The organism is Pseudomonas fuscovaginae SE-1, from assembly GCF_000364705.1.
In the GTDB taxonomy this organism is placed as follows: Bacteria; Pseudomonadota; Gammaproteobacteria; order Pseudomonadales; family Pseudomonadaceae; genus Aquipseudomonas; species Aquipseudomonas fuscovaginae_A.
Genome location: NZ_AQOH01000334.1, coordinates 1 through 15715, shown reverse-complemented (window position 1 = coordinate 15715; position 15715 = coordinate 1). Strand labels below are relative to the sequence as shown.

General features: G+C 63.4%; 13 protein-coding genes. 7 read left to right on the top strand and 6 right to left on the bottom strand.

Translation table 11 applies throughout. From position 1 onward, the window contains the following. From preA to hydA, 3 genes are all read right to left on the bottom strand, one after another. The coding region (gene preA, locus K675_RS0126575; protein WP_017906504.1) for an NAD-dependent dihydropyrimidine dehydrogenase subunit PreA at positions 1-795 on the bottom strand (795 nt) is incomplete at its 3' end. Further along, on the bottom strand, positions 796-2163 hold the full coding sequence (locus K675_RS0126570; protein WP_026145560.1) for an NAD(P)-dependent oxidoreductase: 1368 nt from the start codon (positions 2161-2163) through the stop codon (positions 796-798). 206 nt (positions 2164-2369) lie between these two features. Beyond that, positions 2370-3809 carry a dihydropyrimidinase gene (hydA, locus tag K675_RS0126565; RefSeq protein WP_017906502.1) on the bottom strand — a complete coding sequence of 480 codons (1440 nt, stop codon included), beginning with the start codon at positions 3807-3809 and terminating at the stop codon, positions 2370-2372. Positions 3810-4074: 265 nt separating this feature from the next. On the opposite strand from hydA, the gene K675_RS33230 reads away from it, so the two are divergent. The 3 genes from K675_RS33230 to K675_RS0126555 all read left to right on the top strand — a co-directional run bounded on the left by K675_RS33230 (position 4075) and on the right by K675_RS0126555 (position 7403). Then, complete coding sequence (locus K675_RS33230; RefSeq protein ID WP_157383998.1) at positions 4075-4230, top strand: hypothetical protein; 156 nt, start codon at positions 4075-4077, stop codon at positions 4228-4230. A 232-nt stretch (positions 4231-4462) separates the two neighbouring features. Further along, positions 4463-5953, top strand: coding sequence for an NCS1 family nucleobase:cation symporter-1 (locus tag K675_RS0126560; RefSeq protein ID WP_017906501.1), 1491 nt, complete (start codon positions 4463-4465; stop codon positions 5951-5953). 160 nt (positions 5954-6113) lie between these two features. Beyond that, positions 6114-7403 (top strand): Zn-dependent hydrolase, encoded by a 1290-nt coding sequence (locus K675_RS0126555; RefSeq protein ID WP_017906500.1) that lies wholly within the window; start codon positions 6114-6116, stop codon positions 7401-7403. Positions 7404-7572: 169 nt separating this feature from the next. On the opposite strand, the gene K675_RS0126550 is transcribed toward K675_RS0126555, so the two are convergent. From K675_RS0126550 to K675_RS0126540, 3 genes are read right to left on the bottom strand one after another with little or no spacing between them, the layout of a single operon-like run. Next, positions 7573-8994 (bottom strand): efflux transporter outer membrane subunit, encoded by a 1422-nt coding sequence (locus K675_RS0126550; protein WP_017906499.1) that lies wholly within the window; start codon positions 8992-8994, stop codon positions 7573-7575. Further along, positions 8978-10141 carry an efflux RND transporter periplasmic adaptor subunit gene (locus K675_RS0126545; protein WP_017906498.1) on the bottom strand — a complete coding sequence of 388 codons (1164 nt, stop codon included), beginning with the start codon at positions 10139-10141 and terminating at the stop codon, positions 8978-8980. The genes K675_RS0126550 and K675_RS0126545 overlap by 17 nt, the downstream gene beginning before the upstream one ends. Further along, entirely contained in the window at positions 10134-13355 is a 3222-nt protein-coding gene (locus K675_RS0126540; protein ID WP_017906497.1) for an efflux RND transporter permease subunit, read from the bottom strand. Before K675_RS0126540 ends, K675_RS0126545 begins: the two co-directional genes overlap by 8 nt. A 220-nt stretch (positions 13356-13575) precedes the next feature. Between K675_RS0126540 and K675_RS0126535 the strand changes: the two genes are divergently transcribed. The 4 genes from K675_RS0126535 to K675_RS0126520 all read left to right on the top strand — a co-directional run bounded on the left by K675_RS0126535 (position 13576) and on the right by K675_RS0126520 (position 15529). After that, positions 13576-13980, top strand: coding sequence for a hypothetical protein (locus tag K675_RS0126535; RefSeq protein WP_017906496.1), 405 nt, complete (start codon positions 13576-13578; stop codon positions 13978-13980). Between the two features lie 29 nt (positions 13981-14009). After that, on the top strand, positions 14010-14420 hold the full coding sequence (locus K675_RS0126530) for a hypothetical protein (RefSeq protein ID WP_017906495.1): 411 nt from the start codon (positions 14010-14012) through the stop codon (positions 14418-14420). A gap of 86 nt (positions 14421-14506) precedes the next feature. Then, positions 14507-14851, top strand: a complete 345-nt coding sequence (locus K675_RS0126525) for a hypothetical protein (protein ID WP_017906494.1) — start codon at positions 14507-14509, stop codon at positions 14849-14851. A 405-nt stretch (positions 14852-15256) separates the two neighbouring features. Further along, complete coding sequence (locus K675_RS0126520) at positions 15257-15529, top strand: hypothetical protein (protein ID WP_017906493.1); 273 nt, start codon at positions 15257-15259, stop codon at positions 15527-15529. Positions 15530-15715: the final 186 nt, after the last annotated feature.

The window sequence follows — 15715 nt, the reverse complement described above, 5'->3', positions numbered from 1 at the left end:
ACTGCCGATTCCGCCGATGCCGCAGATCGGCAGGCCACGGGTCTGCGGGTCGCGGGCGATTTCGGCGACCATGTTCAGGGCAATCGGCTTGACCGCCGAACCACAGTAACCACCGTGGGTGCTCTGGCTGCCGACCATGGGCAGGGCGACCATGCGGTCCAGGTCGATGCTGGTGATGGAGTTGATGGTGTTGATCAGCGACACCGCATCGGCGCCACCACGATGGGCGGCGCGGGCGGACAGGCGGATATCGGTGATGTTCGGGGTCAGCTTGACGATTACCGGCAGCGAGCAATAGGTCTTGCACCAGCGGGTGACCATTTCCACATACTCCGGCACCTGGCCCACCGCCGCCCCCATGCCACGCTCCGGCATGCCATGCGGGCAGCCGAAGTTCAGCTCGATGCCATCGGCCCCGGTGGCCTCCACCAGCGGCAGGATGCGTTTCCACGATTGCTCCTCGCAGGGCACCATCAGCGAGACGATCAGCGCCCGGTCCGGCCAGTCCTTCTTGACCTGGGTGATCTCGCGCAGGTTGATCTCCAGCGAGCGGTCGGTGATCAGTTCGATGTTGTTGATGCCCATGACCTCGCGGTTGGGCCCGAAGTGCGCCGAGTAGCGCGAAGACACGTTGACCGCCGCCGGATCCTCGCCCAGGGTTTTCCAGACCACGCCACCCCAGCCGGCCTCGAAGGCCCGGACCACGTTGTAGGCCTTGTCGGTAGGCGGCGCGGAGGCCAGCCAGAACGGGTTGGGGGCCTTGATACCGGCGAAGACAATCGAGAGATCGGCCATTTATGCAGCCTCCACATGGAGCATGAGTTGGGTATGGATAGCCTCGGCGGCCAGCTTGCCGTGCTGCACGGCCTGCACCGTCAGGTCCTGGCCGAGGCTGGTGCAATCGCCGCCGGCGTACACGCCGGGCACGCTGGTGCGCAGGTGCTCGTCAACCAGGAGGCGATCACCCTGGCGTTGCAGTTGGCGGGCCAGCGGGTCGTCCAGGGCGCTGTCATCGAAGGTCTGCCCGATGGCCTTGAAGATGGCATCGGCTGCCAGTTCGAAGGTTTCCCCGGTGCGCTGCAGCCGTCCGTTTTCCAGGTGGGTGCGGGCGAAGCGCATGCCGCGAACCTGGCCTCGCTCGTCGAGCAGGACCGTGTCCGGTTGGGCCCAGGTCAGCAGGCGCACCTGGTGGGCCTTGGCGATTTCCTGCTCATGGACGGTGGCGCCCATGTCCTCCAGGCCCCGGCGGTACACCAGGTTGACGTCCTGGGCACCGAGGCGGGCCATCTGCACCGCCATGTCGATGGCGGTGTTGCCGGCACCGAGGACGATGCAGCGGTTGGCCAGCGGCAGTTGGCTGAGGTCTTCGGCCTGGCGCAGTTCACTGATGTACTCGGTGGCCGCCAGCAGCCCCGGCGCCTCTTCATCGGCCAGGCCGAGCTGGCGACTGGCGGCCAGCCCCAGGCCCAGGAACACCGCATCGAACTGCTGGTGCAGCTCGCTCAATGTCAGGTTGTTGCCCAGTTTCTGCCCGTGACGGATATCGATGCCGCCGATCTGTAGCAGGAACTCCAGTTCGTGCTGGGCGAAGTCGTCCACCAGCTTGTACTTGGCGATCCCGTATTCATTGAGGCCGCCGGCTTTTTCCCGGGCCTCGAAGATCACCACGTCATGGCCGTGCATGGCCAACCGGTGGGCACAGGACAGTCCCGCGGGGCCCGCGCCGACCACGGCGATGCGTTTGCCGGTGCTGGCCGCGCGCTGGAATGGGTGGCTGCTGAAGTGCGCATTGTCGATGGCAAAGCGTTGCAGCAGGCCGATCAGCACCGGCGCGCACTCATGGCTGTTGTTCCGCACGCAGGCCTGCTGGCAGAGAATCTCCGTGGGGCAGACCCGTGCGCAACTGCCGCCGAGGATGTTGGCCGACAGGATCTTCTGGGCGGCACCCTGGACGTTGTCCTGGTGGATGTTGCGGATGAACGACGGGATGTCGATATCGCTGGGACAGGCGTTGACGCACGGCGCATCGTAGCAGTACAGGCAACGCGAGGCTTCCAGGTGGGCCTGGCGTGCGGTGAGGGGTGGGGCCAGGTCGCTGAAATGGGCGGCGAGGGCGGCCGGGGATTCACTGGGACGGGGGAGGTGGCTCAGGGTCTTGATCACGGTGAAGGCCTCACGGTTTTTATGGGCTGCCTCTGTGGGCATTGGTTTTATTCTTGGGTTGGCCATACGGGCCCTGTTCGCGGCGTAGCGGCGCCCTGACAAGCCCTGTTCCCACAAAGTCCGTGTCGAATTCAGGTTATGTGAACGACACGAATCTGTAGGAGCAGGGCTTGCCCGCGAAGAGGCCTTTACTGGCTCCGCTGCACTCAGCGCTCGACCGCAACCGGCCGCTGCGCCTCGGCCCGCTTGCTCAGCAGATCGAACACCGCCGGATACGCCGGCCGCTCGACATAGCGCCCGGCTCCGCGCTCGGCGCGCAGGTCGCCATCGGCCCAGACCAACTTGCCCTGGCTGATGGTGTGGCTGGGAATGCCGCGCACGGTCTTGCCTTCGAAGATGTTGAAGTCGACCTGCTGGTGGTGGGTCTTGGCCGAGATGGTGCGGGTGCCCTGGGGATCCCAGAGCACCAGGTCGGCATCGGCACCGACACGGATTGCCCCTTTGCGGGGGAACAGGTTGAAGATCTTGGCGGTGTTGGTCGACGTCAGGGCGACGAAGTCCTGCATCGACAGCCGGCCGCTGTTGACACCCTCATCCCAGAGCACCGCCATGCGGTCCTCGATGCCGGCGGTGCCGTTGGGAATCTTGCTGAAGTCATCGCGTCCGGCAGCCTTCTGCTCGGCGCAGAAGCAGCAGTGGTCGGTCGCGGTGGTGTGCAGGTTGCCCGACTGCAGACCGTGCCACAGCGCCTCCTGGTGCCCACGTGGACGGAACGGCGGGCTCATCACGTAGCCGGCGGCGGTCTGCCAGTCCGGATGGCGGTACACGCTGTCATCGAGCAACAGGTGCCCGGCCAGGACTTCGCCATACACCGGCTGGCCCTTGGCGCGGGCGTAGGTGATTTCGTCGAGGGCCTCGCGGGTGGAGACGTGCACCAGGTACAGCGGCGTGCCCAGGGTTTCGGCGATGCGGATGGCCCGGCTGGCGGCCTCACCTTCGACCTGCGACGGCCGCGACAGCGGATGGGCCTCCGGGCCGTGGATGCCCTGGGCCAGCAGCTTGCGTTGCAGGTGATAGACCAACTCGCCGTTCTCGGCGTGCACGGTGGGGACCGCCCCGAGTTCCAGGCAACGTTCGAAGCTGGCGACCAGGGTGTCATCGGCCGCCATGATCGCGTTCTTGTAAGCCATGAAGTGTTTGAAGCTGTTGATGCCATGGTGCTTGACCAGCTCGGCCATTTCCTCGCGGACCTGCTCGCTCCACCAGGTGATCGCGACGTGAAAACCGTAGTCGCTGGCGGACTTCTCGGCCCAGCCGCGCCACTGGTGAAAGGCCTCCAGCAATGACTGCTGCGGGTTGGGGATGACGAAGTCGATGATCGAGGTGGTGCCGCCGGCCAGGCCGGCCGCCGTGCCGCTGAAGAAGTCCTCGCTGGCGACCGTGCCCATGAAGGGCAACTGCATGTGGGTGTGGGGGTCGATGCCGCCAGGCATCAGGTATTGCCCGCTGCCATCGATGACCTGGCAGCCGGCTGGAACGTCCAGTTTTTGTCCGATGGCTTTGATCAAGCCCTCGGCACAGAGCACATCGGCTGGGAAATTTTCTTCATGGGTGACCACGGTGGCACCACGGATCAACACAGACATACCGAATTCCTCGCAGGCTTGACCGGTTCTGGCCGGCTCTGGATTTTTTTACGGGAAGCGTGCCGAGAGGAAGTTTCAATCCTGTCAGCGGTGTCAGGAATGAAATCTAGATGCTGATCATGAAATGAGCAAGATTATTTTCTATAAGCTTATAGTTATTTTAACTATTTGAAATTTAAAGAAATAAAACTCAAATCACCAAAATGGTGAGGCCTCTCCCCATTTTGACGCGCTTGACAAGATTGAAAACTAGGCGAGATTTTACATGGCAAATCAGCTGCTTGAGCGGTTGCCGGGCAGTGATGAACATCGATTGAAAAAAGTTTGCTGCACCAGTTTGAGTCCTGATGTTTCGTCAGCCTTGTCCACATTCGGCCTGAGTGTGGCAGGACAAGTACCGAAGGACTGGCTGGAAAAATAGATAAAGCTGATTGAAGTCAGCAAGTTGCAACTGTTTTGCGGATCAGTCGAACCGGTTTCTCGTGGAACCCGGCACGGATGTTGAGTGCCGTCGAGGACCGGCTGGCAGATCCGTCGATGTCGTGTTGTGTGCAGGCAAGTTTTGCCCAGAACCTCCGGCCATCTTCCGGTGCGTGGTGCTGTCCGCCAGCCGGCCTGATGAGCGAATAATCAGAACAACAGTGGAGCGGCCAATGCAACAGAACAGATCGCAAGTGACCGAGCGTGATGGCTTGTACGAGCTGCAAGCCGGCAACGATGTCCTCGACAGTCCCCGTTACAACCACGATATCGCGCCGACCCGGGTCCAGGAGCGTACCTGGAACAAGTGGCACATCACTGCGCTGTGGGTCGGCATGTCCATTTGCGTGCCGACCTACACCCTCGGTGGCGTGCTCACCGCCTATTTCGGCTTGACGGTGGGCGAGGCGCTGCTGGCGATCCTGCTGGCCAACATCGTGGTGCTGATCCCGCTGACCCTCAACGCCTTCGCCGGCACCAAGTACGGCATCCCGTTCCCGGTGCTGCTGCGACCGTCCTTCGGCATCCTCGGCTCCAACGTGCCGTGCCTGATCCGGGCCCTGGTGGCCTGTGGCTGGTTCGGTATCCAGACGTTGTTCGGCGGACTGGCGATCCACCTGTTCCTCGGTTCGATCTTCTCCGGCTGGAAGGCCCTCGGCGGCACCGGCGAGGTGATCGGTTTCCTGCTCTTCTGGTCGCTGAACCTGTGGGTGGTGCTGCGCGGGGCGGAGTCGATCAAGCGCCTGGAAACCCTCTCGGCGCCGTTGCTGGTGCTGGTTGGCCTGGGTCTGCTGACCTGGGCCTTGCCACACATCTCGCTGACTGAACTGCTGGCCCAGCCGCCCAAGCGACCTGAAGGGGCGAGTGTCTACGGCTACTTCTTCGCCGGGCTGACGGCGATGGTCGGGTTCTGGGCCACCTTGTCGCTGAACATTCCCGACTTCAGCCGTTACGCCCGCAGCCAGAAGGACCAGATTCTCGGGCAGATCTTCGGCCTGCCGCTGACCATGTTCCTGTTCGCCGCCCTCGGCGTGGTGATGACCGCCGCCTCGGCGTCGCTGGTGGGGCAGACCGTGTCCGACCCGGTCAGCCTGATCGGGCATATCCAGAGCCCGGTGTGGGTCGCCATTGCCATGGCGCTGATCATCATCGCCACGCTGTCGACCAACACCGCGGCGAACATCGTCTCGCCGACCAACGACTTCCAGAACATCGCGCCCAAGCTGATCGATCGCACCACCGCCGTGCTGCTGACCGGTGTAGTGGGGCTGTTGCTGATGGGCCATGAGTTGCTGAAGAAGCTCGGCTGGCTGGTCTCGGACGTGAGCCTGGAGACCGTGTATTCCAACTGGTTGCTGGGTTACTCCAGCCTGCTCGGACCGATCGCCGGGATCATGGTGGTGGACTACTTCGTGATCCGCCAGCAGCGCCTGGACCTGGCCGGGCTCTACCGCGACGACGTGTACCCGGCCTGGAACTGGAACGGCTTCATCGCCTTCGGCCTGCCGGTGGTGCTGACCCTGATGTCCTTGGGCAGCAGCGCTTTCAGCTGGTTCTACGACTATGGCTGGTTCACCGGCTCGGCGCTGGGGGGCGTGCTGTATTACGGATTGTGCCGGCTGGGCAGTGGCAAGACGGTGGTGGCGGCCAAGCCTTCGGTATGAGGGGGCAGTGGCCGCGCTGTGTCAGGCCGAGCGTCTGTGCGGGTTTTGCGACCGCTTTGCGGTCGAGCGGGGGCAAGCCCCCTCGGCACCAGGGCAGTACATGGTCATATGGGTCATGGCGACCTGAGCGAACAACAAGGAACTGACTGAGGAGATCATCATGAACGCAGTGAGCAACGTTCTGCAGTCCGACCATCAGCACGTCAACAGCGAGCGGCTATGGCAGTCGCTCATGGAATTGGCCCGGTTGGGGGCCACGGTCAAGGGCGGCGTCTGTCGCCTGGCCCTGACCGACCTTGACCGCCAGGCCCGCGACACCTTCGTACGCTGGTGCGAGGAGGCCGGTTGCAGCGTGAGCATCGACGCCATCGGCAACATCTTCGCCCGCCGTCCCGGCCGCAATCCCGACTTGCCGCCGGTGATGACCGGCAGCCATATCGACACCCAACCCACGGGCGGCAAGTTCGATGGCTGTTTCGGCGTGCTGGCCGGCGTCGAAGTGCTGCGTACCCTCAATGACCTGGGTATCGAAACCGAGGCGCCGCTGGAAGTGGTGGTCTGGACCAACGAAGAGGGCTCGCGTTTTCCACCCTGCATGATGGGCTCTGGCGTGTTCGCGGAAAAATTCACCCTGGAGGAAACCCTGGCCAAGACCGATGTCGAGGGCATTACCGTCGGTCAGGCACTCAATGCCATCGGCTACGCCGGCCCGCGCCCGGTGAGCGGTCATGCGGTGGGTGCCTATTTCGAGGCGCACATCGAACAGGGGCCGATCCTCGAGGACGAGCGCAAGACCATAGGCGTCGTGCTCGGGGCACTGGGGCAGAAGTGGTTCGACCTCAAGCTCAAGGGCGTCGAGGCCCATGCCGGCCCGACGCCGATGCACCTGCGCAAGGACGCCCTGGTCGGCGCAGCGGCGGTGGTGGCGGCGGTCAACCGTGCGGCGCTTGGTCACCAGCCGCATGCCTGCGGCACGGTCGGTTGCCTGCAGGCCTATCCGGGGTCGCGCAACGTGATCCCTGGCGAGGTGCGCATGACCCTGGACTTCCGGCACCTGGAGCCTGCGCGCCTGGATTCGATGATCGCCGAAGTGAAGCAGGTGATCGACAACACTTGCGAAGAACACGGCCTGAGTTTCGAGCTGACCCCGACTGCGGACTTTCCGCCGCTGTACTTCGACCAGGGTTGCGTCGAGGCGGTACGTGACGCGGCGGCGGGGTTGGGCCTGTCCCACATGGACATCGTCAGCGGCGCGGGGCATGACGCGATCTTCCTCGCCGAACTGGGCCCGGCCGGGATGATCTTCGTGCCCTGCGAAGGCGGCATCAGCCACAACGAAATCGAAAACGCCGATCCCAAGGACCTGGCGGCAGGCTGTGCGGTGCTGCTGAGGGCGATGCTGGCGGCTTCCGAGGCGGTGGCCAAGGGCGCCCTGACCCCAGCCCCCTGACCCCTGTGGCGAGCGGGCTTGCCCGCGCTGGGCTGCAAAGCAGCCCAAAACCAGCGACTCGTAATGACTGATAGAACGAGGTGGCTGACTTTAGGGCTGCTACGCAGCCCAGCGCGGGCAAGCCCGCTCGCCACATCATGGGGCTGCCAGCAGAAAGTCGCCGCTGGTATCAGCTCTGGGTGCGCCACCCTCCACCCAACGCGACCATCAAGCCGACACTGGCCTGCAACTGCCGGGTCTGCAGCGCCTGCAACTGTCGTTGCGCCTGCAGGGCGGCGGTTTGTGCCGTGACCACGTCCAGATAGTTCACCGCCCCGGCCTGGTAGCTGTTCATCGCCAGGGTCTGGGTGTGCTGGGCGGCATTGACCGCAGCCTGTTCATCACGGGCCTCCTGTTGCAGGTCACGCAGTTGCGCCAGGTTGTCCTCGACCTCCCGCACCGCCCGCAACACGTGACTGCGGTATTGGGCAGAAGCTTCCTCGAACTCGGCCTTGGCCTGTTTCTCCTGGGCGCTGATGCGGCCGCCATCGAAGATCGGCAGGTTGACCAGCGGCCCCAGCGCCCAGTAGCGATTACCCGCCGACAGCAGGTTGCCGACGCCCTGGGTCTGGCCGCCGATCAGGCCGGTCAGGCTGAAGTCGGGGTACCACGCGGCCTTGGCCACGCCGATCCCGGCATTGGCGGCAAATACCCGCCGTTCGGCAGCAGCGATGTCCGCCCGGCGTTGCAGCAGGTTGCTCGGCAAGGCGCCTGGTACCTGCGGGATCGACAGGATCTGGGGCGTCGGCGCCAGCTGGAAGTCGCTCGCCGGTTCACCCATCAGTTCGGCGATCGCATGTTCGGCGAGGTTGCGTTGGCCACGCACTTCGTCCAGTTGCGCTTCGGCTTCGGCCAACTGGCTCTGGGCACGGGTCAGGTCGAGTTCCGAGGCGATCTTGCCTTCGTAGCGGTCGCGGGTCAGTTGCAGCGCCTGGCTGTAGTCGTCCAGCGAGCTGGAGAGGATCCTGCTCTGGGCATCCAGGCCGTTGAGCTGGATGTACAGGCTTGCCAGTTGCTGTTGCAGGCTCAGCCGGGCCACCGCCAGGTCGTCGCCCGAGGCCTGGGCCTGGGCGTCGCCGGCCGCGACCTGGTTGCGGATGCGGCCCCACAGGTCGAGGTCGAAGTTCAGCGCGAAAGCGGCGGTGTTGCTGTTGTACACCGAAGGCTGGGTGCTGCCGCGCAGCGGGCGGTTGTCCGATTGGCGCTGGCGTTCGGGCTGCGCGCTGGCGGTGATCTGCGGGAACAGCCCGGCATGCAGTTGGCTGGCGTAGGCCTGGGCACCGTCATAGTGGGCCAGGGCCGCGGCGAGATCCGGGTTGGCCTTGAGCAGGCGTTGCTGCAGGTCGTTCAGGTGCTCGTCCTGGAACAGCAGCCACCACTGAGAGGACAACGCGCTACCCGGATTGGCCAGATGCCAGGGGCCATCGCTGGTCTGTTCGCGATACCGGGCCGGCAGGTCGATCTGCGGGACCTTGTAGGTCGGGGCCAGCGAGCAGCCCTGCAGCCCGGCGACCAGGAGCAGGCAGGCAGCGAGTTTAAGCTTTGCGGGCATGCTGTTCTCCGGCATCGGCGAGTTTCACCAGGTCACCTTCGCGCAGGGCGTCCGGCGGATTGTCGATCACGGTGTCGGCAGGCTTCAGACCCTGGTCGATGACCAGGCGTTCACCCAGGTCCAGCCCGATATGGATATCACGCAGGTGTACATGTTTCTGCGCGTCCAGCACCGCCACCTGGGTACCCTTGGCCCGGAAGATCAGCGCGCTGGCGGGAATGCTCACACCATGGGTATCGGCCGGTACCGGGATCGTCGCTTCGGCGTAGTCGCCGGGCAGCAGCGCGTTGTCCGGGTTGTCGGCGACGAACTGCGCCAGCAGGGTGCCGGAGCGTGCGTCGACCGCGGTGGAGTTGCCCACCAGACGCGCGCTGAAGGTCTTGCCGGGGTGTTCCGGTACGCTCAACTGTACCTGCAGGCCCGGACGGATGACGCTGGCGTAGTTCTGCGGGACCGGCACATAGAGCCGCAGTTGACGGGTATCGGCGATATCGAACAGCTCCGGATCGCTGTCACTGTCGGCCTTGACCAACTGGCCGATGTCGGTATTGCGGGCGGTGATGGTGCCGCTGAACGGCGCACGGATGGTCTTGTAGGCTTCCAGCGCCGACAGCCGCGCGTAGTCGGCCTCGGCCGCCTGGGCACTGGCTTGCGCCGCCGCCGCGTTGGAGCTCTTTTCATCGGCCTCCTGCTGCGACACCGAGTGGGTGTTCACCAGGTTCCTCCAGCGGGTCGCCGTAGTCTGCGCCAGGCGTGCGTTGGCCTGTTCCTGCAGCATGTGGGCGTGGGCCTGGGCGACCTGCTGGTCGAGGTCCGGGCTGTCGATCCGGGCCAGCACCTGGCCGGCCTGGACCTGGCTGCCGATATCGCTTTTCCAGTCCTTGAGGTAGCCACTGACCCGCGCATGGATCGGTGCCTTGCTCCAGGCTTCGAGGCGAGCGGGCAGGCGCAGGGTGTCGCCGGCGGCGTTCCGCGTCGGTTGGAACACGCTGACCATCGGCACCGCGGCGGCTTCGGTCCAGGCGGTGACGTCGCGTTCGTGGCGGGTTCGCGCGGCAATCCCGTTGGCCACCAGCAGCGCTGCCAGGGTCAGGCCGCCGACGCCCATGTAGAGCAGGCGTTTGCCCGAGGGTTTGCGATCAGTCATGAGTCAGTTCTCCAGCTACGGCGCGAGTGGGTTGTTGACGACCATGCACCAGGCTGAACACCACGGGGACGAACAGCAGGGTGGCAGTGGTCGCCAGGATCAGACCGCCGATCACGGCGCGTCCGAGGGGGGCGTTCTGTTCCTGGGAGAGGGCCAGCGGCAACATGCCGATGATCATCGCCAGGGCGGTCATGCAGACCGGGCGGAAGCGGGTATAGCCGGCCTCCAGGGCGGCCTTGAGGGCATCGCCGTGTTCGGCCAGGCGTTCGCGGCAGAAGCTCACCACCAGGATCGAGTTGGCGGTGGCCACGCCCATGCACAGGATGGCGCCGGTCAGGGCCGGTACCGACAGCGAGGTACCGCTGAGGAACAGCATCCAGACGATCCCGGCCAGGGCCGCGGGCAGGGCGGTGATGATCACGAACGGGTCGATCCAGGACTGGAAGTTGACCACGATCAGCAGGTAGATCAGCACTACCGCGCCGAGCAGGCCGAAGCTCAGGCCGCTGAAGGCTTCATGCAGCGCATCGATCTGGCCATGCAGGCTGACCACCGCGCCCTTGGGCCGCAGCGACGCGGCATCGTCGAGGACCTTCTGCACGTCATGGGCCACCGCGCCGAGGTCGCGGCCCTGGACGTTGGCGTAGAGGTCCAGGGTCGGCTCAATGTTGTAGTGGGTCACCACCGCCGAGCTCGGCACCCGGTTGATGGTCGCCAGGCCGCCGAGAATCTGCGACTGGCCGTTGCTGCCGGTCACCGGCAGGGCTTCCAGCGCGGGCAGGCTGTCCAGGCGATATTGCGGGGTCGCCGCGACCACGCCGTAGGACACGCCGTTGGCCGGGTTGAGCCAGAAGGTCGGGGCCACCTGCGAGCTGCCGGCCAGCGAGGCGACCATGCTGTTGGTGACGTCACGCTCGGTGATGCCCAGGCCCTTGGCCCGCATGCGATCGACGTTCACCTGCAGCGACGGATAGCCCTCGGACTGCTGGATGCGCAGGTCGGCGATGCCCGGCACGTGCTGCAGGCGACGCTGCAGCTCCACGGCGAACTTGCGGTTCTCCTCGGCGTTGCGCCCGGAGATCTTCACGTCCAGCGGCGCCGGGGCTCCGAAGTTGAGAATCTGGCTGCTGATATCCGCCGGCAGGAAGGCGAACTGGCTGCCGGGGAAACTTTCCGGCAGGGCGTTGCGCAGTTGCTTCACGTAGTCGGCGGTCGGTTTGTGGCCGGGCTTGAGCGTGACCTGGATATCGCCGTCCTGCGGACCGATGGTGCCGCTGGCGCTGTAGGCCATGTCGATGCCGCTCAGCGGGATGCCGATGTTGTCGACGATGTTGTTCAACTCCTCGGGCGGAATGATCTCGCGAATGCGTGCCTCGATACGGTCGAAGGCCGCGGCGCTTTCCTCGATCCGCGAGCCCAGTGGCAGGCGCACATGCATTGCCAGGGCGCCGGCGTCGGTGGCCGGGAAGAAGTCCTCGCCCAGGCTGGGCAGCAGGGCGAAGGACGCCAGCACGCAGCCGAGGAAACCGAGCAGGAAGCGTCGACGGCAACCCAGGGCGACGGTCAGCAGGCCGTGGTAGGTGTCGCGTACCGCAGAGAAACCGCGCTCGAAGCCTTGCTGGAAGTTCAGCAGCCCCTGCAGCAGCGCATTGCGTTGGCGGCCGTGCTGGTCGCCCTCGTGGTGGTTGATGAAGTCGTCTTCGGGATGGTGCCCGGCACCGCCTTCGAGAACGTGCGGCTTGAGCAGGAACATCGCCAGGGTCGGCACCAGGGTCCGCGAGAGGATGAACGAGCTGGCCATGGCGAAGATCACCGCCAGGGCCATCGGCCGGAACAGGTAGCCGGCGATGCCTTGCAGCATGAACATCGGCACGAACACGATGCAGATGCACAGCAGCGAGACGAAGGCCGGGCCGACGATCTGCTTCGCCCCGTCGAGAATCGCCGTCTTCACCGCCTTGCCCTGTTCCAGGTGCCAGTTGATGTTCTCGATGGTCACCGTCGCATCGTCCACCAGGATCCCCACTGCCAGCGCCAGGCCGCCGAGGGTCATGACGTTGAGGGTCTGGCCGGTGGCTGCCAGCAGGGCAATGGCCGAGAGCACCGCCAGCGGGATCGACGCGGCGATGATCAGGGTCGAGCGCCAACTGCCGAGGAACAGCAGGATCATCGCGCTGGTCAGCAGGGCGGCAATGATGCCTTCACGGGCCACGCTGCCCACCGACTCCTTGACGAACACCGAGGCATCGCCCAGCAGCGAGGTCTTGAGCTCTGGCGGCAGGGTCTCGTTGATCAGCGGCAGCATGCTGCGGATGCCATCGACGATCGACAGGGTGGAGATATTGCCGTTCTTCATCGCCGGCATCAGCACCGCACGCCGGCCGTCAACCCGCACGATGTTGGTCTGCGGCGGCGAGCCGTCACGCACGTGGGCCACCTGGCCGATGGTGATCAGCGCACCGTCGACGGTCTTGATCGGCAGGTCGTTGAGTTCATCGATCACCTTCGGGCTGTTGTTGAGCAGCACGGTGTATTCGTAGGGGCCGAGCTTGGCGGTCCCCACCGGGATGATCTGGTTCTGCGCCGCCAGGGCATTGCCCACGTCCTGCGCCGACAGGCCCTTGGCGGCCAGCGCCTGGGGATCGAGGTCGAGGGTGATCTGGCGTTGCTTGCCGCCCATGGGGGTGGGCAATGCCAGCCCGGGCACCGAGGTCAGCGGCAGGCGGATGTTGTTCTGCACCAGGTCGCGGATCTTGGCTTCCGACAGGGTCGGACTGGAGAACGCCATCTGCAGGATCGGTACCGTCGAGGCGTTGTAGTTGAGGATCAGTGGCGGAGTGATGCCGGGCGGCATCTGTTTCAGCACGGTCTGTGACACCGCCGTGACCTGGGCGTTGGCGGTGCGGATGTCGACGCCCGGCTGGAAGAAGATCTTGACGATGCCCATGCCGGGCAACGATTGCGACTCGATGTGTTCGATGTCGTTGACCGTGGTGCTCAGCGAGCGCTCGTAGGTGTAGATCACCCGGCCGGCCATGTCGTCGGGCGACAGGCCGTTGTATTGCCAGACCACCGCGACCACCGGGATGCCGATATCGGGAAACACGTCGGTGGGGGTGCGCAGGGCCGCCAGCGGCCCGATGATGCAGATGAAAATCGCCAACACGATGAACGTGTACGGCTTGAGCAGTGCGGTCTTTACCAGCCCGAGCATGCCTTGAACCTCCGGAGCGTGGAATTGCAAACCCCGGCAGTCTTGCCGCTGGAACCTAACGTTTGGCTTTCACCAACATGAAGGATCTTTTAGATAAGAACTGAAATTCCCTTCATTTCCATTCATTTGTCTTAAAGGCTCTGGCTCGACACTCTTGGCGCCGATTCGACGGTGATCCCGTCTGCCGAAATCCCAGATGAATGTGAGAGGAATTCATACGATGAACCTGAAACCGCTGCTGTTGATCCCGGCCCTGGGCCTGGCTTGCCTGCTCTCGGCCTGTGCCGGCCCGATGCCCAAGGCTGATCCGAGCCAGGCCTGGATCGGCCTGCAGGGCCAGTCGAGCGACAACCTGATGGCCGAGCGTGTGGATGGCAAGCGCGTGGATGACGGCCGTTATTTCGAAGTGGCGCCCGGCAGGCACAACCTGGAGATCACGCTGATCCAGGGGGCCAACGGCAACCTCGACCAGCCTGAATGCAGCGGGCATGTCGAGTACGACCAGTTCAAGGCCGGCAGGCAGTACCACCTGGTGGAGTCGGGGTCGGGCACTGACGTCGGGGCGATCCTGGTCAACGACCATGGCCGGCAGGTAGCCGAGTCCCATCCGTTCTCCTGCATCTGACCGCTATTTCATCTTCGAGGTAACTCTGCATGACATTCAAACCATTGCTGCTGATCCCGACTCTTGGCCTGGCCTTCCTGCTCTCCGCCTGTGCCGGTCCGCTGCCCAAGGCCGATCCGAGCGAGGCCTGGATCGGCTTGCAGGAAGAAGCCCCGAATGACCTGTTGGCGGAAAAGGTCGATGGCCATTCGATCGACGACGGGCGCTTTTTCGAAGTGACGCCGGGGGCGCACAAACTGGATGTGATGCTGGTGGAAATTCCGGTCGGGGACGGCAACCAGGAAGATTGCTCTGGGCAGGTTTCCTATAAACAGTTCAAGGCCGGTGAACACTACAAGCTGGTGGAGTCGAGCCTGGGCCAGGAAGTCAGCGCGCGCCTGCTGGATTCCCATGGCAAGGAAGTGGCCACTACCGGCGACTTCCAGTGCATGCCGGGTTGAGGCTGTAGACCGCTTATCCGTGAGGGTACAGGTTCAAGGCGAATTGATATCATGGGGCCATCTTTTTTACAGCAAGGATGCGCCCGATGAATCGTTCATTCCTTTCCCTGTTGCAGCCTTTCGTCCTGGCGGCGCTGCTGGTTGGCAGTGGTGTGGCATTGGCCGCCAACACACCCTGTTCCGGCAGCAAGGGTGGCATCGCCGGGTGTGATGGCGAGACTTTCCTGTGCAATGACGGTTCTATCAGCGCCTCGAAAAAGAACTGCTCCGCCATGCTCGGCGTGCGTGACGCTGCCAGCCTGGCGCGCCCCCAACAACGCCTGCAAAGCGCCGAAGGCTGCCAGTGCGGCAGTGGCAGCTACTGCACCGGCCCCCGAGGCGGTGTCTACTGCCTGACGCCTGGGGGGAGCAAGAGTTACAAGCGCAGATAGTCGGTGCAGAACTTTTGAGAGCAGGATACATATTCTGTTTCAAAATGGGTCGTGTTTGGTTTTTTTGATTATTGGAAAGAATAGTCCTACATCTTCAGTCGAAGCTATGGTCGCTCGTTGAGGGTGAGTGCACTTTTTTGCAAGTTTATCTGTTTGTAAATATGGTCTTTGGTAACAACGGTCGAGGTGACTTTGTCAGTCACTACTGACGCTTTTTTCTGTCGTTGTTGGCTAGGGTCTGTTTTTTTGTGATTTTTGAGGTGTCTTCGATACCTTCTCGTGAAAATGCTGTCTTGCGCTGCAATTGGTCGTCTGCTAATTGTTTGATTGCCGTTGTTCAGGTGGCGATATTTTTAAGCTCACCAGACGGCAAATTAACTTGGTTTGATGAGCCTGGAGGTGTTTATGAGTAAGCTCTCTGAAATTGCAATGCTGTACAGGCACCCGCCGGTAGCTGCGGGCGGCGCTGACATGGAGGTAGAAGGTAACAGTTTTACCGAATTGGTCCTTCAGACTAAAAAGTCAGCATCTGCAGCGTTTGATAAACTCGCCTACCTTGCTGGTATCAAGAGTGCGCCGGCAGATGATAAATATGGTCGTCTCGATACGAGCAGTCTCGGAAGCTTGCTAAGTAGCGCCAGGCAGGCTGGTTATGATGTGGAAGTCGTAGCTGTCTAGAGGGGAATGGCAGTCGTGTTGACTGCCATTTTTCATGGGGCGAGGATATGAGGAAAATTACAGATGCTTCTAGTTATGAGACGGAAATAGACGGACTGCGCTGGATAGCTCGTTGGAGAATAAGCAATGGGCAGGAGGACTCATTTGTCATACCTTTCCCCACTACGTATCCCGTTAATATTGTTT